This window comes from Bradyrhizobium sp. 45, assembly GCF_023073155.1.
GTDB classification, from domain to species: Bacteria; Pseudomonadota; Alphaproteobacteria; order Rhizobiales; family Xanthobacteraceae; genus Bradyrhizobium; species Bradyrhizobium canariense_D.
Genome location: NZ_JADPIX010000143.1, coordinates 632,467 through 650,143 on the forward strand (window position 1 = coordinate 632,467; position 17,677 = coordinate 650,143).

Below are 17,677 nucleotides of genomic sequence, written 5' to 3' on the forward strand. Positions count from 1 at the left end.
AGCAAGCTGAAATGTCGTTTTCACCGAGGAGCGGCCAATGAAGTACTATCTCTGCAAGTACATTCCGCCCCGGGCGGATTTCCTGGCGACCATGAGCGCCGCTGAGAAACAATGGATGAAGCAGCACGGTGCGTTCCTGGATGATCTGCTCGCAAAGGGGCAGATCGTCGCGCACGGTCCCGTCACGGACCCGCGTGGCGGTTATGGCGTGTCGCTCTATCAGATCCCGGACGATCTCGACATCGAGGCGGTCACCTCGGAAGATCCTGTCGTGAAGAACGGCGCCGGCCACTATGAGCATTACCCGATGATGTATATGAAGGCGCGCGGCTGAGATCCTCCCCTGGACCAATTTGGCAGCGTGGGTGGCATGACCTTTGATCTGTGCCAGCACGGGTAGGCCATCGCGATCGGCGAGACAGCGTTTTGCAAGGATGGGAGCCGCGGCGCCGTCGGCATTGGCGGGGGAGGCGGCCGGCGTAATAGTGCCGTTGGTGCGGAACGCTGCCTTCAATCCGGGAACTTGGCCGGACGGCGTGCTGCACGTCAAAAAAGTATCAGTTCACATCTGAAATGGTGGTGGCGTGCCTAGGTACTGGTCGCTACTCTGCCAACGAGAGGAAGCGCTGAACCAATCAGCCGATAAGGGAGCGGAGGCGGATCATTACAAGCCGCACCGGCCTGAAGGGAGCGGACATGGAACCGGACCTGGAAGTTGTCCAGATACGGCGCGGCGAGTCATTCAAGGCGTGGTCGCACGGCTACCCATTCCACACCGTCCGCTGGCATTTCCATCCCGAGTACGAGCTCCATCAGGTCGTGGCCACCGGCGGACGCTATTTCGTCGGTGACTTCATCGGCGACTTCGAACCAGGTAATCTCGTGCTCACCGGCCCCAATTTGCCGCACAATTGGGTGAGCGATCTGCCGGCAGAGTGCGCCATCCCGCTACGCGGACGCATCCTTCAATTCAGCGAAGAATTCATCGGCGACCTGATGAAGGTCATGCCTGAGCTTTCGGGCCTTGCCGCACTGCTGGATTTTTCCCGGCGTGGTGCGCTGTTCACCCGCAGCACGAGCGATGCGCTCGTCCCACTCATGGAGGAGATCGTCACGGCGAACGGCGTGCGCCGGATCGAGCTATTCTTGATGATCTTGGGGATACTCTGTCGCGCCGCCCGACAGGCGCGTCCGCTGTCCGGCCCAAACTATCTGCCCGATCCGTCTGGCTACATGTCGGTGGGAATGAACAAGGCACTCGCATTCATCCGGAAGAATCTGACGCAACCTTTCGGCGAAGCGGAGCTTGCTGCGATCGCCGGTCAATCGCAAAGCGCATTTTCGCGCTCGTTCCGCCGGCACACGGGCATGTCATTGGTGCAATACGTTAAGCGGCTGCGTATCAATCTCGCTTGTCAGATATTGATGAGCGACGAGCAGGCTTCCATCACCGACATCTGCTTCGAGGTCGGCTTCAACAATCTCTCCAATTTTAACCGGCAGTTCCTGGCCGAGAAAGGCATGCCCCCTTCGCGCTTCAGACGATTGTTGGCGCACAACATCGATGCGGCGCACGCGGCCTAGCCGCATAGGAGCAAAGAAGGAGGATCGTTACGGAAGAATGACGCGGACACGCCGACGGCGGTCCGCGACAGCAATCGTTCGACCAGAATTCTGCGCGGCTCCGAGCACCGGCGCTCATCGTGCCGTCGGAAACGGAAGCAGCGAGGGCCTGACTTCGAAGGATCAACGACGACACCCTGACACCCAGTCTGGAAAGGAAATCTGAAATGAGAAAGTTCTCTGCTAAATATGCGGGCACAATTGGCATAGCCTTCTCGCTGCTCGGCACAACAGCCATTTCTTCGCGGGCCGCAGAGGTGAAGAACGCGACCGTCGCCTTCCTGATGCCGGACCAGGCCTCCACCCGCTATGAACAACATGATTATCCGGGTTTCGTCGCAGAGATGAAGAAGCTGTGCGACAGTTGCAAGGTGATCTACCAGAACGCCAGCGCGGATGCCGCGCGGCAGCAACAGCAATTCAACTCGGTGATTTCGCAGGGCGCCAAGGTAATCGTGCTCGACTCCGTCGACTCCACTGCCGCGGCATCCCTGGTCAAGATGGCACAATCGCAAGGCATCAAGGTCATTGCCTATGACCGGCCGGTCCCCGACGCCAAGGTCGATTTTTACGTGTCCTTCGACAATCAAGCCATCGGCAAGGCTATCTCCGAATCGTTCGTCAAGCATCTTAAGGCCGCCAACGCGACGGCGAAGGAGGGCGAAGGCGTACTCGAAATCAATGGATCGCCGACCGATGCCGCTGCGGGACTCATCAAGAAGGGGATCCACGAGGGGCTTGATAAGAGCGGCTATCCAATTCTGGCCGAATACGACACGCCGGACTGGGCGCCGCCGAAGGCGCAGCAATGGGCGAGTGGCCAGATCACCCGCTTCGGCAAGAAGATCCTCGGCGTCGTAGCTGCCAATGACGGCACGGGCGGTGGCGCAATTGCCGCCTTCAAGGCCGCAGGTATCGAGCCGGTGCCGCCGGTGACGGGCAACGATGCGACGATTGCCGCGCTTCAGCTCGTCATCGCAGGCGATCAGTACAACACGATCTCCAAACCCAGTGAGATCGTGGCAGCTGCTGCGGCGCAAGCGGCGGTGAAATTCCTCTCCAGAGAGATGCCCAAGGCGGAAGCTACGCTATTCAATGCGCCATCGAAGTTGTTCGTGCCGGCCGTCGTCACTCAGGAGAACCTGAAGGCGGAGATTATCGATAAGAAGATCCAGACGGCCGATCAGCTCTGCACGGGCCGATATGCCGCGGGTTGCAAGAAGCTTGGCATCACGCAGTGACGACGTCGGTCCCGGCCGCTTCCGGCGGCCGGGGCGAAGGATGAGAGGGCGAATTGGGACATGACCACGATCTCGGATGCCGATGACGCGCAGGGCGGACCGCGCAAGCCGGTCTTGAGTCTTCGCGGAATTTCCAAGCATTTCGGCGCCGTGTCCGCCCTGACCGATGTTGATCTCGATGTGCATGCCGGCGAAGTCGTGGCGCTTGTGGGTGACAACGGTGCAGGAAAATCGACGCTGGTGAAGATCCTTGCCGGCGTGCACCAACCCACCTCCGGAACGATCACGTTCGGCGGTGAACATGTTGTCCTGTCCGACCCATCCATGGCACTCGGCCTCGGCATCGCCACCGTTTTCCAGGATTTGGCCCTCTGCGAGAATCTCGACGTGGTCGCAAACATCTTCCTCGGCCGCGAGCTCAACCCGCTGCGGCTCGACGAGGTCTCCATGGAGCTTCGCGCCTGGACCTTGCTCAACGAGCTGTCAGCGCGGATCCCGAGCGTGCGAGAGCCCGTGGCGTCGCTCTCCGGCGGACAGCGCCAGACCGTGGCGATCGCGCGCTCGCTGCTGACTGAGCCGAAACTCATTCTGCTCGACGAGCCGACTGCGGCGCTCGGCGTTGCCCAAACCGCTGAGGTGCTAGACCTCGTCGAACGCGTTCGCGCACGCGGTCTCGGCGTCATCATGATCAGTCACAACATGGAGGACGTCCGCGCGGTTGCCGATCGGATCGTGGTGCTGCGCCTCGGTCGCAACAACGGCGAGTTCGATCCCGACGTGTCCAATCAGGATCTCGTTACGGCGATTACCGGAGCGGACGAAAATTCTGTCTCGCGCCGCGCCAGGCGGCGCCGCGCCCTTCAGTCGCCGGAGCTTGGGCGATGACCGACGACACGCAACAGGTTTCGACGGCGCGGTTGCTCGACCGCAGTGACGAACGAGTCAAGCACGCGGACACGCTTGGAAACATGATCGGCGCCTTTGTGGACCGTGTGCGGTCGGGTGATCTCGGATCGCTGCCGGTGGTCGTCGGGCTCATCGTCATCTGCGCGGCGTTCGAGACTCTCAACCCTGTTTTTTTCGCGCCGAACAATCTGGTCAATTTGCTTTTCGATTGCGCGACAGTGGGTGTGATCTCGCTGGGCATCGTCTGTATCCTGATGGTCGGCGAGATCGATCTGTCGGTCGGATCGGTGAGCGGGTTCTCTTCGGCGCTCGTCGGCGTGCTTTGGGTCGCTCAGGATTGGCCGGTCGCCGTGGCGATCGTCACGGCGTTGGTGCTGGGCGCTGCCATCGGCGCGCTCTATGCATTTTTGTTCAATCGTCTGGGTATGCCGAGCTTCGTCTCGACGCTGGCCGGCCTGCTGACGTGGCTCGGCCTGCAGCTGTATCTGCTCGGCTCCTCCGGCTCGATCAACCTTCCGTATGGATCGGCGCTGGTCAATTTCGGACAGATGCTCGTCATGCCGTCGATCGTATCCTACGTGCTGGCGGCGGTCGCGAGCGTGGTTATGTTCGTGACCGGCTACCGAACGGCCGCGCGCCGGCGGGCGGCGGGGCTATCGGCCAGTTCGCTTGGCCGCATGGTGCTGAAGGCGCTGCTGGTCACCATCGTGCTCGAATTCGTTGTCTATTATCTCAATCTCGGGCGCGGCATTCCCTGGATGTTTGGTCTGTTCGTCGGCTTGTGCGTGATCATGAATTACGCATTGACGAGAACCAAATGGGGCCGCTCGATGTCTGCCGTCGGCGGCAATCGCGAGGCGGCCCGTCGGGCTGGCATCAACGTTCGCCGGGTCTATTCGACCGCATTCATGTTGTGCTCCACGCTGGCCGCTGCCGGCGGCATTCTGGCCGCAGCGCGGCTGGCATCTTCCAGCCAGCAGGCCGGGACCGGGGATGTGAACCTCAACGCGATCGCCGCCGCGGTCATCGGTGGCACGAGCCTGTTTGGCGGCCGCGGGAGCGCCTATTCCGCGCTCCTCGGCGTCATCGTCATCCAGTCCATCGCGAGCGGCCTCACGCTGCTCGATCTCTCCTCGTCGCTGCGGTACATGATTACGGGCGCAGTCCTTGCCATTGCAGTCATCGTCGATTCGCTGGCACGGCGCTCGCGCCTTTCCCACGGCCGAGCTTGAACAACTCTCATAGGAAAAGGACAAGCCTTGGCCCAGGAACTTGCAGAAAAAGTCGCGGCGATCACCGGCGCCGCATCGGGCATCGGTCTCGAATGCGCTAGAACATTGATCGGGGCCGGCGCGCGGGTAGTGCTGATCGATCGGGCGGAGGAGGCGCTGAGCAGCGCCTGCGTTGCGCTGGGCGATCAGGCGATTCCTTTACGTATCGACCTCACCGATCCCCTGAGCATGGAAGAGATGATGCCGCAGGTGCTGGAGAAAGCGGGTCAACTGGACATCTTCCATGCGAATGCTGGTGCCTATGTCGGCGGCGAGGTGCTTGGCGGCGATCCCGACGCGTGGGACCGCATGCTCAATTTGAACGTCAATGCGCTGTTCCGGTCGATCCATGCGGTGCTGCCGCACATGGTTGAGCGCAAGAGCGGCGACATCATCGTCACCAGTTCGATCGCAGGTCTCGTGCCTGTCGTCTGGGAACCGATCTATACCGCGTCCAAGCACGCCGTGCAGGCTTTTGTGCATACTCTGCGCCGGCAGGTCGCGAAACACGGTTTGCGCGTCGGCGCCGTTGCGCCCGGTCCAGTCGTGACCGCGCTCATCAAGGATTGGCCCAAAGAGAAGATCGAGGAGGAAATGGCGGCCGGTGGCTTGATGCAGCCCGTGGAAGTCGCGCAGGCAGTGCTCTTCATGTTGACGCGCCCGAGAAACGTCACCATCCGCGACCTCGTCATTCTGCCGCAGAGCAACGATCTGTAACATCTTCCGATCGGCGATCCTGAGATGAACAAGCAACCCGATAACCGCCATTTCCTTGGCATCGATGTCGGCACCGGCAGCGCACGGGCCGGACTCTTCGACCGCTCCGGCAGGCTCCTGGCGAGTGACAGCGCCCCTGTTGCACTTTGGCGGGAGGCTGGCGACGTGGTCGAGCAGTCGAGCGAGGATATCTGGCGTGCCGTATGCCGCAGCGTGCGTAGCGCGGTGGTGCAGGCGGGTATCGCGGCGGACAGTATCGCTGGCATCGGCTTTGACGCGACCTGCTCGCTGGTGGTGCTTGGCGAGGCGGGTGTGCCGCTGCCCGTCGGGCCGTCCGGCGATCCTGCTCGCAACGTCGTTGTATGGATGGATCACCGCGCTGCGGATCAGGCGCGCCGTATCAACCAGTCGGGCGAGAAAGTTCTCGACTATGTCGGCGGAACGATCTCTCCCGAGATGGAGACGCCGAAACTGTTGTGGCTCGCCGAAAACATGCCCGAGACGTTCTCCCATGCGTGGCAGTTTATGGACTTGACTGATTTTCTCACTTGGCGTGCAACAGGGAGTTTGTCCCGCTCCATTTGTACCGTGACGTGCAAGTGGACCTATCTGGGCCACGAAGACCGCTGGGACGATCAATTCTTCCGCAGGATTGGCCTCGGCGTGCTGCCGGATGAGCAGTTCCGCAGGATCGGCACCGAGATCGTGCCCGGCGGGACCAGGCTGGCAGCGGGCCTGACGGCGAAGGCCGCGGCCGATCTCGGACTCGCGACGGGTACGCCGGTCGCCGCCGGCCTCATCGATGCACATGCCGGCGGGGTTGGTACGGTGGGGGCGCGCGGAGCGGCGGGTACGGTGCTCACGCGCATGGCCTATGTATTCGGAACGTCCGCCTGCACCATGTCGACCACACCGGACCCATCCTTCGTCCCTGGCGTTTGGGGACCTTATTTCTCCGCCATGGTGCCTGGGCTTTGGCTCAATGAAGGCGGACAGTCGGCCGCCGGCGCTGCGATCGAGCATCTGTTGCAGATGCATCCGAATTCCGCGCAAGCGACACAGGCTGCGGGCCAGAAGCAGCAGACGCTTGCCGATTGGCTTGCCTCGGAAATCGAATCACGCGGCGGTGCCGAAATGCTCCCGGATTTGGTCGGCCAGCTTCATGTCGTCCCCGAATTCCTCGGCAATCGAGCGCCGTTCGCCGATCCCGGCGCGCGCGCACTGATTGCGGGCCTTGATATGCGCTCGGATCTGGAGAGTCTGCTCGCGCTTTATCTTGCAGGGCTTTGCGGCCTCGGCTGCGGGGCCCGGCAGATCGTTCGCGCTCAGCAAGACAAGGGCATTGCGGTCGATACGATCGTGGTCAGCGGCGGTGCCGCAAAGAGCCGCCTCGTGCGGCAGGTCCTCGCCGATATGACGGGTTTGACGGTCGCTGCGCCAGCCTCTCCGGAGGCCGTCCTGCTCGGCTCCGCGATGCTTGGATCAGTTGCCTCGGGCGACCATTCCGACCTCAGTGAGGCGATGCAGGCGATGTCGGTCTTGGGAGACATCCATCAACCCCAGGCCGCTTTGGCAGGCTGGGTTGATCAGCGCATGGGAGCCTTCGAGGCTCTGCAGAAGGTCGGCCGGGCAATTAGAAGAGCTTCTTAGCTCTTGCCAACTGGACCCGGCACCAAGCACGGCATCTGACCCGGGCCGAGCCGCGATCCTAGACTATCCGCGGTTCGGAGAGCCCATGGGGCAAGTTCGTGAACGGTGACCGCCAATGAGGCAGGACCGCTACATCCCGGCACGACGCATCTGGTCGCGGACCTGACGGAGAAGTTCGACGACATCAACTCGCTCGTCGCGGCCAAAGGCGGGTGGCCAGCGTCAGGGGGCGGCTGAAGGGATCCTGTGGGCGGGGAGGAACCCGGGTCTCGCCCCGCTGTAGGCGGGGCGAGATGCCTGCTTTTCTCAGATGAGGAAGTCGGTCGGGTGCAGGCTCGCGGCGTGGACACCGTCGAGTGTAATGGTGTCGCTCGCCGATACATGAATCACGGCATCGCCGTCGGCATTGTCGCTGATCAGCTTCGACAGCGCCGTCCAGTCCGTAAAGCCGTAATCGTGCAGGTTGATCAGATCGTGCTCGGTCACGGTGCTGCAGGCCGCCTTGTTTCCTTGATCGAAGTCGGTGATGAGGTCGTTGCCGGACCCGGTGTTGAAGACGAAGGTGTCGCTGTTTCCGCCGCCCGAAAGCTGGTCATTTCCGGCGCCCCCGTTGAGCATATCCTTGCCGCCGGTGATCGAGCCCGGTGTTGCGGGATCATAGACCTTCGCATCGCCATACAGAAAGTCGGTGGCCGCTCCGCCGGTGAGGATATCGTTGCCGCCATGGGCATTGCCGGACATGGTCGGAGCGTCGCCGAACAGCAGATCGCGCGCATCGTCGGTGTACTCGGTGCTGATCTTGACCTTGAGGATGTCGTCGCCACCCTGTGCGTTGTCGGTCAGGGACGTGGAGGAATCTCCCGACAGCGACGCACCGGCCCAGACGTTTTCGCCGCTCATGGTCAAGATGATGTTGTCGTTGCCGCCATGCGCATCGCCGCTGATGGAGCCGATGGCATCGCCGCTGGCTCTCGCTGAACCCTCCCGGGTGTTCAAGCTGATGTCGAGCGTGTCGTTGCCGCCCTGCGCCGTGCCGCTCATGGAGCCACCGGCATCGCCGGCGTACACATTGTCGAAGCCTCGCCAGCCCACAGCGCCCGTGATGGTGTCACTGCCGCCGTGCGAATTGCCGGACATGTCGCCGGCGACATCGCCGAAAGCATGCACGTTGGTGTACATCGAGTGGTCTTGGGTATCGATCGTGTCGTTGCCGCCCTTGGCGTCGTCGGTCATCGCCTGGGCATCGCCGACCACGAGGGCGGCGTTCCAGCCGTAGTTGACGTTGACCGTGAGCGTGTCGTTGCCGCCGTGGGACTGGCCATGCAGCGTCGTGTTGTCGTCGCCAAAGATCGTGACCTCTGCTTCGGGCTGAGTGATGGTTGCGGTCACGGTGTCGTTGCCGCCCCAGGCGTCCGTGGTGGTCGGAAAGTTCGGATCTCCGATGACGGTTTCGATTTGGCCAAATTGGTCGAGCAGGATGTCGATGGTGTCGTTCGGCAGATGCTGCATGGCGTAACTCCCATTTCATTGTCGGAGGCGGGCCTGACATCGGCAAAACTCTTGCGCGACGTGCTGTGACCACGCTTCACGGAGACGAATCTAGTTTTGGTCGATGGCGGAGATTTGCTGGAATTCGGGACAGAGTTTGTTCGCGACAGGCTTCGCTGCGCCGTGCGGCGAAACTGGTCGTTGCGCACTCGCGATTGCGATGTCGCCCCGCGCGTCGGGGTACGACATCGCCGCTTTGATTTATTCCCTCAGATGATGAAGTCGGTCGGATGCAGGTTCGCCGCGTGAATCCCGTCCAGCGTGATCGAGTCGTTGCCGGAGAGATGAATCACGACATCGCCGGAAGCATTGTCGCTGATCAGACTCGACAGCGCCGCCCAGTCCGCGAAGCCGTAATCCTGCACATCGATCAGATCGTGTTCCGCTGCGGTGCTGCCGACGGCCTTGTGCCCTGATCGAAGTCGGCGATCGTGTCGTTGCCGGAGCCGGTGCTGAAGGCGAAGAAGTCGCTGTTTCCTCCGCCCCACATCCAGTCGTCGCCCGATCCGCCGTTCAGCGTGTCGCTGCCGCCGGTGATCGAGCCTGGCGCCGCCGGTTCATAGATTCCTGCATCGCCATACATGAAATCCCGGCCGACGCCGCCATTGATATCGTTGCCACCATGAGAATGACCGGCCATGATCGGCGCGTCGCCGTACACTGACGAGACCGCATCCGCGTACTGGCCTTCGATCTTGACGGTCAGGACATCGTCGCCGCCCTCGGTAAGATCCATCAGGGACGTCGACGAGTCCCCCGACAAGGTCGCGCCGGCTATGGCGCTGTCGCCGTTCAAGGTGACCGTCATATTGTCATTGCCGCCTTGCGCAAGGCCGCGCAAGGCGCCGATGGCGTCGCCACTGACGGTCGCCACGCCGTCGTGGTGAGCACGCTGACATCGAGCGTGTCGTTGCCGCCGTGCGAGGTGTCATCATGGAACCGCCGGCATCGCCGGCGAACAGGTTGGCGCCACCGCGCCACGCGATCGAGCCGGTTATGTCGTCATGGCCGCCCTGCGCGTTGCCCGACATGTCGCCCGCGACGTCGCCGAAGGCCGAGACAGTGGTGTAGACCGTGCCATGGGCATCCGCGACGATGGTGTCGTTGCCGCCGTTGGCGTCGTCGATCATCGATTGGGCATCGCCTACCACGAGAGCGGTGTTCCAGCCGCCGCCGATATCGGCGAACAATGTGTCGTTTCCGCCTTGCGAGTGACCAAGCAGCATCGATTGGTCATCGCCGAAGATCGTGAGCCTCGTATTGAGCTCGGTGACGGTTGCCGTCACGGTGTCGTTGCCGCCCCAGACGTCCTTGGCTGCGGGAAATCCGAGATCTCCGTACACGGTCTCGATTTGACCAAACTGGTCAAGGATGACGTCGAAGGTATCGTTCGGCAGATGCTGCATGGCGTAACTCCCATTTCATGTCGGTAGCGGGCCTGACGTGTGCACCAGTCTTGCGACACGCTTGATCGACACGCTTCACCGGAAGCAAATCTGCCCTTGGTAAATGGCAGAGATTTGCAAGAATTCAGGAGAGAGTTTGATTGCTCGCATCTGCGGTCGCGCTGCGAGAAAGAGAATGTTGATGGAACTGTCGGCGAGGATCTACCGCGGATTGGCGCAATCGACTGCGAGCTTACTTCTCCTCTGGTTGGGATGAAGTGCCGCTTTCTCCGTCGTCATTTCCTCGATCAAGTCGGCGATACCCTCTCTCGCGATCTTGTCAGTGACAAGAGACAACAACCGGCTATGGTGCGCGATCTTGTTGTTGATCTCATCGCATTTGCCGCACGTGAGCATACCCTGCGCCATTGCAGGCAGAGCGAACGAGCCACCTGGGACTAAAAAATGTTCATTGCCGAGCTTCGTTCCTGCCGCCATGGACGGTTGGGAAGCTGGCTTGCTGTGTGAGCCAATGACGGCCGCGGTTTTTACTTGTGCGTCGGTGGGACCTCATTGAGGAGCTTCGAGACCGCAGTGACAAGCTGGGCCGGTGCAAACGGCTTCTGCAACAGGATGCTATTTGGGACGCCCTGCGAACCCCAATCGTTCGCCGCAGCGCCCGTCATGTAGACCACGGGAAACGTCGGCTCTCGTGTCTGAGCTGTCTGGCCAATTCCCAACCGCTGAGCGTGCCCTTGAGGTTCACATCCGCGACGAGCGCCCGGTACTCCTTCATGCCGCTTCTGAAGAGAGTCAGAGCTTCCTCGGCAGACGAGAGGATGTCAGTCGCGAAGCCTGCCTCCAGCAGGGCTTCCTCAACCACCGCCTGCAATGGGTATTCATCCTCCACCACCAAGATGAGAGGCGACGGCGCTGTCATGTTCACTCCGTCTCGGAACGCTGGAACCTACCTATGTTGCGGCGGCTTTGTTCCCTGAAAATGTGTCCAAAAGTGAACATAGGCCGATCCGAGGGCCCCAGGGAGCTGGCCGGCTGCATGGCGGATATCAAGGCCGACGAGACGGAGCATGGGCGCACTCTCAATCTTCCGTGGTGGAGGACGTAGCGCCGATCCGCATGATGTTCTGCGACATGCTGGAGGAGTTGGGCGACAAGGTCATCGCCGAAGCAGGCACCCTGAAGGAAGCAATCGAAGTCGCGCGGGTGGCTGACTTCGATCTGGCCATTCTCGACCTGAGGCTTGCCGATGAAACAACTGAACTGGTGGCGGAGATCACTCGTGGTCGCGGGTTGCAATTTTTCTTCCTGACCGGCCACACATCCGATGGATTGCCGGGCGGCTTCCGCAATGCTCCCCGATTGGAGAAGCCCGTCCTCTGCTCCGCGCTCGCGGAGATGATCGAAAACTGCGCCAGGTCTTGACCAGCGAACAGGCCGCTCGCGGGGAGTTTCACGCTGCCAACTTGCCCTTCGCCAAGCTTTCAAGATGTTTCCACGCCAAAGCGGCCCTCAACCACTTCAAACGCTCGGCAGCACAGGTCGCGGCGACCGCTTTGCGCATTGCGGCGATGGCCTCTGCTTGATGGTCAAGGTCTCCGGTCATCGGAGCGATCATTCGCTCGAATTATTAAAGCCGACGAAAATTTACGGCCCGGAAAACTACCGGCTTGCCCCGCCGTGGAGCCTCCATCCAAGCCCTGTGCTGGCTCAGTCCGGCGCCATCCGCTCGCCTCGTCCTGCGAGATAGGCATCATATGTTAAAGCGCGACTCAGCAATTGCAGCCCGATAACCTGGCAACAGGCTGGGGACGCGGGACGATGGCACAGTCACGCTATCCGTTGATCCGGAGGTGGACACCGGAAGAGCATCAACAGCTGCTGGTGATGGCGGCGGCTGGGCGCCGACCCGACGAGATCGCCCAGGCGCTCGGCAGGACAGAGCCGGCCGTGCGAGGCCGCGCCAACCTGCATAACATCCCGCTGCGACTGGTGACGCAAAAGCGAAACGGCCCATGATCAAGGGCGCGTTTGGACCAATGCCGATGGACTATTTCGTGTGGCTGGCGAGGGGAGGCGGCCGCATCTTCGTCATCGACACCGGGTTCAATGCCGAGGTCGCGAAGCAGCGCAGGCGAAATTACCTGCGCTGCCCGGTAGAGACGCTTGCCGCGTTCGATATCGACGCTGCCCACGTCAAGGACGTGATTCTCACGCATCTGCACTACGACCACGCCGGCAATTTCGACCGATTTGCGCATGCGCGGTTTCACCTTCAGGAGCGCGAGCTTGCCTGTGCGCCCGGGCGCTACATGCTTTATCCTCGGCTGTCGCATTCGTTCGAAGTCGAGGATGCCGGGAAGCAAGCTGTGCACGTTACATCGGTGCGGTCGCTGCTCGCCGACGAGACCTCGACCAAATGGCTCGATGCTGCCGTGAATACCAGGCTGCCTTGGGCCGCAGGGTACCGGACCCGCTGCCGGGCGCCAGGGCGCCGCCATTCGTGCCGGTGCTGCCGATGATGCCTGTACCGCCGAGTATACCGCACCGTCTGGCTGCTGGCTGCGAGGGCCAATGAAAGGATCGGGTAGGTCCGACGACCTTTCGCACTGCCCGGTCGCTCCCTTCGGAAGGCGGCGCCAAATGTCGGTTCGTAGACGAGGACCGAGGTTTGCAACGCAGCGCCAAGCCGACGCGACTGGCTCATCCTCAATGGAAGTTGGCGCTCGGTCGGCGCGTTTGCTCACGGAGGCCGATGACCGAGGAACTCCAGAACTCTATTTGGCGTGCGACAAGATCCTTTATTGCCAATCAGCCCGGCGCTAGTCTCGAGCCCATTGAGGCGCCTTAAACTTATTCCAGCCGCGAGTTGAGGGGCGTTCGATTGCATCGGAAGGAAGATGGATGAGGGCAGTGATCGTCGGTGCGGGAATGGGCGGGTTGATGACGGCCTTGGCGCTGCGTCAGTCGGGAGTGTTCGCATCGGTCGATGTCTACGAGCAAGCGAAGGTGCCTAGCACCGCAGGCGCCGGGTTGAACATCCCGCCCAACGGGGCGCGAATATGTCGTTGGCTAGGCGTCGACCTGGATGGGGGAGATTCCAAAGGCCCCGACGGGGTCCTTGACGGCGGCCGCGCGGCAATCCTGGAGTCGACACGACAGTTCAACGCAGATGGGAGCGTGACAAAGAGGCCATTCGATCATGTCACCGCCGCAGGCGACGGCGCCGGCTTTCATCACATGCACAGGCTGGACCTTTTGATGTGCCTGTACAAGCGAGTGTCCGACTTCGGTATGGACAGCGGCGCGCCATGCCCGATCGCGGTGCACATGGACTGCAGACTGACGCAGCTGCGTCAGACCGCAGGCGAGGTAATAGCGACCTTTTCGAATGGTCGAACCGCCACGGGAGAGCTTCTCGTAGGTGCGGACGGGATCAACTCTGCGACGTTACAGCTGGCGTGGCCGAATTCGCGTCCCAAGCGTTGGACGGAGGTAACCTGCTTTCGAGGACTCATTCCGCGGACGGGGGTTGCGTCCCTCCGCAAAGCGAACGGTAACCCGCTGGACCACAATCCCATCAACTCCTTCAGCATGGACCGCCATCGGGCGGATAGGAGCGGCGCGACCACGTACTGGGTACGCGGCGGCGAGTTGTTGAACGTGTGGATCGCGCATTATGAGCCTGAGTCCGCCGCGTTCGAGCAGGAGGAGGGCGACTGGTTTCCCGTCAGTCAGCAGGAGATCGTTCGCGAGGTCGGCGAGGCATTCGCGGGCCATCCCAGCAGAGACGACCTCATCGCTCTGTCGGGGGCGATCGTTCGTCCTACCAAGTGGGGTCTCTACGATCGCGATGCGCTCGAAACCTGGGTGCAGGGCCGCATCTGCCTGCTCGGTGACGCGGCGCACCCGATGCTTCCCACATTCGGTCAAGGAGCTGCTCAGTCCTTCGAAGACGCCGCCGCCCTTGCCAGCGCCTTTGCGCTTCACCAGCGCGATGTGCCTACAGCCTTGTTGCACTACGAACGCGTGCGGCATTACCGCGCTACCCGCTTTCAATTGGGATCCAAATTCGCCTTCGACCATTTGCGAGCGAAGGACACCGCTGAGCAGAAGGCGCTACTGGAGAGACTCGATGAGCGTGTGAGTCCTGCCTTTGCCCACGATAAGCGCGGCGGCGAGGACGATTCCTGGATCTACGCCTACGACGCCCGCAAGATCGGCAGCGAGTTGCCTGCCAAGAGGCTAGGTCCGTGGGACTTCCGCCGAACCGCCAAGGTAAGGTACGGTGGGATCAAGCTCTGGATGCCCGCCAATCCGGCGAAGGGTACGCGCCGCGTCACGCGCGAAGAGGTCGCTCTGCACAACACACAGAACGACTGCTGGATCATCATCTCGGGAAAAGTTTATGACATCACCGAGTGGGCCCCTCATCACCCTGGCGGCGCTGGAATCGCACGAATGTACGCTGGCAAGGAGGCCACTGCCGAATTCGGTGACTATCACAGCACCGAGGCCGTCGCGCACATGGCAAATTTTTGCGTGGGCGCTCTCGTCGAGAATTGAACCACCTCGTCGTAGCCGGGCACCTGGCGGCACTGCCGTAGGCCGCATCCGAGCCGCGCCGTCGACCCGCCTCGCACATCGCGAAGAGCATTCCGACAACCGGTAGACTTCCAAATAACGGCTCGCGACGGCTGAGGCGCACGACATTCGCGGGCCAACGCACTTACCGTCACGCGAGACGACCGCATCGGTCGCCGAGGCGAGTAATGCCATTCGAGTTCTGGTCGTGGAGGATGAAGCTCGGATCTGCAGCTTGATCGAGGACGCCTTTTCGACGGCGGTTTCGAGGTCCTACTTGATCAATTCGGGGGACGGTCGCGCGGACGACGAACCGGCCGCGCGAGTAGCCGGGGGAAACCGAGGCTCGCAATCCTCGACCTGCGCCTCGAGGAAGCCGTTCGCGACAATGAGCGCCTTGACCGCCTCCCGGGTGTCTCGACCGCAGGCAGCGATGGCCTGGTCGGCGGCAGCCTCCAATTCGAACGGTGCCGGTCGGGATGGCTCCCGATCCCGATTCACTAACCCACGTCTACCTAAGTATGGTCACTTCATACCTGCGCGCGATGGCGCCGACCGAGGGCTAATGTTACTGATACATCCAGACTGAAAAGTAACGGAACCGGCCCTGCGAGCCGGCAGTTGCGGGACGAGACCGGCGGCGTAGCGCCCGCCGGCCCTTCTCCCGATCTAGCGGCGCTTCGCCGCTCAACAGACGCTTACGGCCGTAGTTTGTGCAGAGAGTCCGCCATGAGAAACATCGCCGACCTCCTGATGTGGTTCAGACGGGGAAGCCAACGCGTGTCCAATACTCAGGTTGCAGCTATGGCTGAAGATCGATCCAGCATGGCTGATTTTGTCCGGATCCTGCAGGCCTGCGATCAAGCCCAGTAAGACAGGGGTTTGGTGCGAGCGCGTCAGTCCGTGATGCGGACGTCCGAGCAAACCAAAGCCAAGACCTCACACCACACCGCGTCCAGCTGTTTATGCCTAGCACGTCCGTTCAGGGTCAAACGGCGACAAGAGCAGAGGACTCTGATTTGCAGCTTCGGGCAAACTGCGGAAGTCACTCGGCTCCAGCCTTGGTTCAGTTCGGCGCTGATGTCAGTCAGCCCCAACGGTTCGCGCGCCGCATACAATGAAGCTAGCGCGGGATTCTGCTAGGTCCGGGCCGGGCCCAGCAACTGCCTGCTGAGACCTCCAATGACTTCGCACTGTTGCATTGGCCCCCGCGCCGCGCTGCCAGCAACATGAACCGCCTGCATGTCCCGTTCCTGCAGGGCACCCGCCGCATTGACAACGACATCAACGCCGGCAAGAGCGTCCTTCCATTTCGAAGCGTCGGTGGTCCGACCATATCGAGGGTGATGTGGTGCGTATCAGGTGCGGTGGGTGGCGCGACACCAATACGCATTCGGGCCCTTCGGCGGACAGTCTGGCCTGGATTGCCGATCGAACAAGCCCCGTGCCACCAACGAGACGGATGCGCATTGACTGGTCCTTCGATCGGCGGCGGCTTTCGCAAACTGCTGATCGAACAATTAAAGGTGCGGACGGTTAAAGCACGGCTGATGCAATCGTTCCTCGCGGCGGAACAGGTGAGTTGGCCGCAAGCAGCGCCTTACCGTTGGCAAGCATCGCTTTTCGAGCGCACGACGATCGCCACCGACGTTGCGGCGTCATCGATATCGACGGCAGGTCATTCAAAGGGCCAGATCCGGCATTACGGCTTCCACTTCGTGCCGCTTACTCGAAGATCTCTTGAATCGGTGACATGTCGGCTTTCGGCGGCAAACCACAAGTAAGTTCAGCCTATCATCTACCGCTGCTGTTGACTCCAAGCAGATGAAGCCTTGGGATGGGTATACGACTGCCGAACCCGTCGAACTGGGCCAGGGACTTGCGGGAGCACAACCACATTCTTGGTGAGCTCTTAGCCAGTGTTTCTGACCGCCTCTGCCAGCATGGAGTAGAGCTGCTGCTTGCTGAATTCCTTGGGCGGCTGCCTCTGCACTGCGTTCCGCGACACCTTCCGTGCGACTGGACGGGCGCAGGCAGCCGACGAGGTCGGCCTCAGCTTCGGGCGCGGCCTTATCTTGGGCGTTGCTGTGGGCGGCTTGTGGCCGCGCTTCAACCCCAGACGGGTCAGCATGCCGCAGACCGCGTTACGACTGCACCCGAGACGACGCGCAATCTGCGCCGCGCTCTGTCCTGCGGACCAGAGCCTGTTGAGGAGCGCTATGTCTTTCGCATCCCAGCCCATGAGAGATATTATAGCGCCGGCTGCCGAACACGCCAGTCTAGTCTTCGTCCGGCTCGCGCACGACCGGCGGTTCGTCAGCGTCATCTTCCTCTTCGTCGTCCTCGTCGTCTTCATCGGGATCTCTTGGCGGCATCGCGGTGCCCATAAGCACAAGCGGTGTCCAGTAGATCGCGGCGGTGGAAAATGCTTCGAAGGTATGTTGCTTCATGTGGCTGCTACTCCTCGAGAATACGCGTAGTCGCATATTCATGGCGGATGGCACGCGCGTCCAGGGCGCGATCGGTGCAAACGAGATGGAAACATCAAGTCGACGACATGAGCAAAGGAGGGCAACCGGCACGCAAATGGCGGCGTTTCAGCTACTTTATGCCCGAGAACTCATTCGGCTCTATGTTCACCAAAACCTCGCCGGTGGTGATTTCGGGAACTCCAAGATCGAGGTCATGTAGACTTGCTTGAACAAACGCGAGTATCTTGTCGTTCGCTGCATTG

General features: G+C 61.5%; 19 protein-coding genes and 2 pseudogenes. 11 read left to right on the forward strand and 10 right to left on the reverse strand.

Annotation, left to right across the window (positions count from 1 at the left end; genetic code table 11):
- The first annotated feature begins 37 nt into the window (after positions 1 to 37).
- Positions 38 to 334: a YciI family protein gene (locus IVB42_RS35440; protein WP_247393670.1), complete on the forward strand. Its 297-nt coding sequence runs from the start codon at positions 38 to 40 to the stop codon at positions 332 to 334.
- An 18-nt stretch (positions 335 to 352) separates the two neighbouring features.
- Here the strand turns inward: IVB42_RS35440 and IVB42_RS35445 are convergent.
- Positions 353 to 526 (reverse strand): annotated as a pseudogene (locus IVB42_RS35445) (acetyl-CoA C-acetyltransferase); the annotation flags it as partial.
- A gap of 170 nt (positions 527 to 696) precedes the next feature.
- Between IVB42_RS35445 and IVB42_RS35450 the strand changes: the two are divergent.
- The 6 genes from IVB42_RS35450 to IVB42_RS35475 all read left to right on the forward strand — a co-directional run bounded on the left by IVB42_RS35450 (position 697) and on the right by IVB42_RS35475 (position 7,408).
- On the forward strand, positions 697 to 1,584 hold the full coding sequence (locus tag IVB42_RS35450) for an AraC family transcriptional regulator (protein WP_247393667.1): 888 nt from the start codon (positions 697 to 699) through the stop codon (positions 1,582 to 1,584).
- Positions 1,585 to 1,790: 206 nt separating this feature from the next.
- Positions 1,791 to 2,864 (forward strand): sugar ABC transporter substrate-binding protein, encoded by a 1,074-nt coding sequence (locus IVB42_RS35455; protein ID WP_247393665.1) that lies wholly within the window; start codon positions 1,791 to 1,793, stop codon positions 2,862 to 2,864.
- A gap of 60 nt (positions 2,865 to 2,924) precedes the next feature.
- The gene (locus tag IVB42_RS35460; protein ID WP_247393663.1) at positions 2,925 to 3,749 is read left to right on the forward strand and encodes an ATP-binding cassette domain-containing protein; all 825 of its coding nucleotides are present in this window, start codon (positions 2,925 to 2,927) and stop codon (positions 3,747 to 3,749) included.
- On the forward strand, positions 3,746 to 5,002 hold the full coding sequence (locus IVB42_RS35465; RefSeq protein WP_247393660.1) for a sugar ABC transporter permease: 1,257 nt from the start codon (positions 3,746 to 3,748) through the stop codon (positions 5,000 to 5,002). The genes IVB42_RS35460 and IVB42_RS35465 overlap by 4 nt, the downstream gene beginning before the upstream one ends.
- A 27-nt stretch (positions 5,003 to 5,029) precedes the next feature.
- Positions 5,030 to 5,758, forward strand: a complete 729-nt coding sequence (locus IVB42_RS35470) for an SDR family oxidoreductase (RefSeq protein ID WP_085350868.1) — start codon at positions 5,030 to 5,032, stop codon at positions 5,756 to 5,758.
- 24 nt (positions 5,759 to 5,782) lie between these two features.
- Positions 5,783 to 7,408 (forward strand): FGGY-family carbohydrate kinase, encoded by a 1,626-nt coding sequence (locus IVB42_RS35475; protein WP_204510827.1) that lies wholly within the window; start codon positions 5,783 to 5,785, stop codon positions 7,406 to 7,408.
- 306 nt (positions 7,409 to 7,714) lie between these two features.
- Here the strand turns inward: IVB42_RS35475 and IVB42_RS35480 are convergent, their stop codons facing one another.
- The 6 genes from IVB42_RS35480 to IVB42_RS35505 all read right to left on the reverse strand — a co-directional run bounded on the left by IVB42_RS35480 (position 7,715) and on the right by IVB42_RS35505 (position 11,281).
- Positions 7,715 to 8,917, reverse strand: coding sequence for a hypothetical protein (locus IVB42_RS35480; RefSeq protein ID WP_247370646.1), 1,203 nt, complete (start codon positions 8,915 to 8,917; stop codon positions 7,715 to 7,717).
- 248 nt (positions 8,918 to 9,165) lie between these two features.
- Positions 9,166 to 9,321 (reverse strand): hypothetical protein, encoded by a 156-nt coding sequence (locus IVB42_RS35485; RefSeq protein ID WP_240543190.1) that lies wholly within the window; start codon positions 9,319 to 9,321, stop codon positions 9,166 to 9,168.
- Positions 9,322 to 9,326: 5 nt separating this feature from the next.
- Complete coding sequence (locus tag IVB42_RS35490) at positions 9,327 to 9,752, reverse strand: hypothetical protein (RefSeq protein ID WP_244560462.1); 426 nt, start codon at positions 9,750 to 9,752, stop codon at positions 9,327 to 9,329.
- Between the two features lie 16 nt (positions 9,753 to 9,768).
- Positions 9,769 to 10,362, reverse strand: coding sequence for a hypothetical protein (locus IVB42_RS35495; protein WP_247370644.1), 594 nt, complete (start codon positions 10,360 to 10,362; stop codon positions 9,769 to 9,771).
- Positions 10,363 to 10,563: 201 nt separating this feature from the next.
- Positions 10,564 to 10,839, reverse strand: coding sequence for a hypothetical protein (locus IVB42_RS35500; RefSeq protein WP_247370642.1), 276 nt, complete (start codon positions 10,837 to 10,839; stop codon positions 10,564 to 10,566).
- Positions 10,840 to 11,023: 184 nt separating this feature from the next.
- Positions 11,024 to 11,281: a response regulator gene (locus tag IVB42_RS35505; protein ID WP_345946361.1), complete on the reverse strand. Its 258-nt coding sequence runs from the start codon at positions 11,279 to 11,281 to the stop codon at positions 11,024 to 11,026.
- A gap of 197 nt (positions 11,282 to 11,478) precedes the next feature.
- Here IVB42_RS35505 and IVB42_RS35510 point away from each other — a divergent pair, with 197 nt between their 5' ends.
- On the forward strand, positions 11,479 to 11,784 hold the full coding sequence (locus tag IVB42_RS35510) for a response regulator (RefSeq protein WP_247370640.1): 306 nt from the start codon (positions 11,479 to 11,481) through the stop codon (positions 11,782 to 11,784).
- Between the two features lie 28 nt (positions 11,785 to 11,812).
- On the opposite strand, the gene IVB42_RS35515 is transcribed toward IVB42_RS35510, so the two are convergent.
- The gene (locus IVB42_RS35515; protein WP_157643068.1) at positions 11,813 to 11,965 is read right to left on the reverse strand and encodes a hypothetical protein; all 153 of its coding nucleotides are present in this window, start codon (positions 11,963 to 11,965) and stop codon (positions 11,813 to 11,815) included.
- Between the two features lie 427 nt (positions 11,966 to 12,392).
- On the opposite strand from IVB42_RS35515, the pseudogene IVB42_RS35525 reads away from it, so the two are divergent.
- From IVB42_RS35525 to IVB42_RS35540, 3 genes and pseudogenes are all read left to right on the forward strand, one after another.
- A pseudogene (locus IVB42_RS35525) lies at positions 12,393 to 12,713 on the forward strand (MBL fold metallo-hydrolase); the annotation flags it as partial.
- Positions 12,714 to 13,263: 550 nt separating this feature from the next.
- Positions 13,264 to 14,925, forward strand: a complete 1,662-nt coding sequence (locus IVB42_RS35530; protein ID WP_247370638.1) for a cytochrome b5 domain-containing protein — start codon at positions 13,264 to 13,266, stop codon at positions 14,923 to 14,925.
- Positions 14,926 to 16,172: 1,247 nt separating this feature from the next.
- Positions 16,173 to 16,727 carry a hypothetical protein gene (locus tag IVB42_RS35540; protein ID WP_247366731.1) on the forward strand — a complete coding sequence of 185 codons (555 nt, stop codon included), beginning with the start codon at positions 16,173 to 16,175 and terminating at the stop codon, positions 16,725 to 16,727.
- A 128-nt stretch (positions 16,728 to 16,855) separates the two neighbouring features.
- Here the strand turns inward: IVB42_RS35540 and IVB42_RS35545 are convergent, their stop codons facing one another.
- Both IVB42_RS35545 and IVB42_RS35550 read right to left on the reverse strand, forming a co-directional pair.
- Positions 16,856 to 17,299, reverse strand: a complete 444-nt coding sequence (locus tag IVB42_RS35545; RefSeq protein WP_311979542.1) for a GcrA family cell cycle regulator — start codon at positions 17,297 to 17,299, stop codon at positions 16,856 to 16,858.
- A complete protein-coding gene (locus IVB42_RS35550) occupies positions 17,223 to 17,393 on the reverse strand; it encodes a hypothetical protein (RefSeq protein WP_166517563.1) in 171 nt (56 codons plus the stop codon). The genes IVB42_RS35545 and IVB42_RS35550 overlap by 77 nt, the downstream gene beginning before the upstream one ends.
- Positions 17,394 to 17,677: the final 284 nt, after the last annotated feature.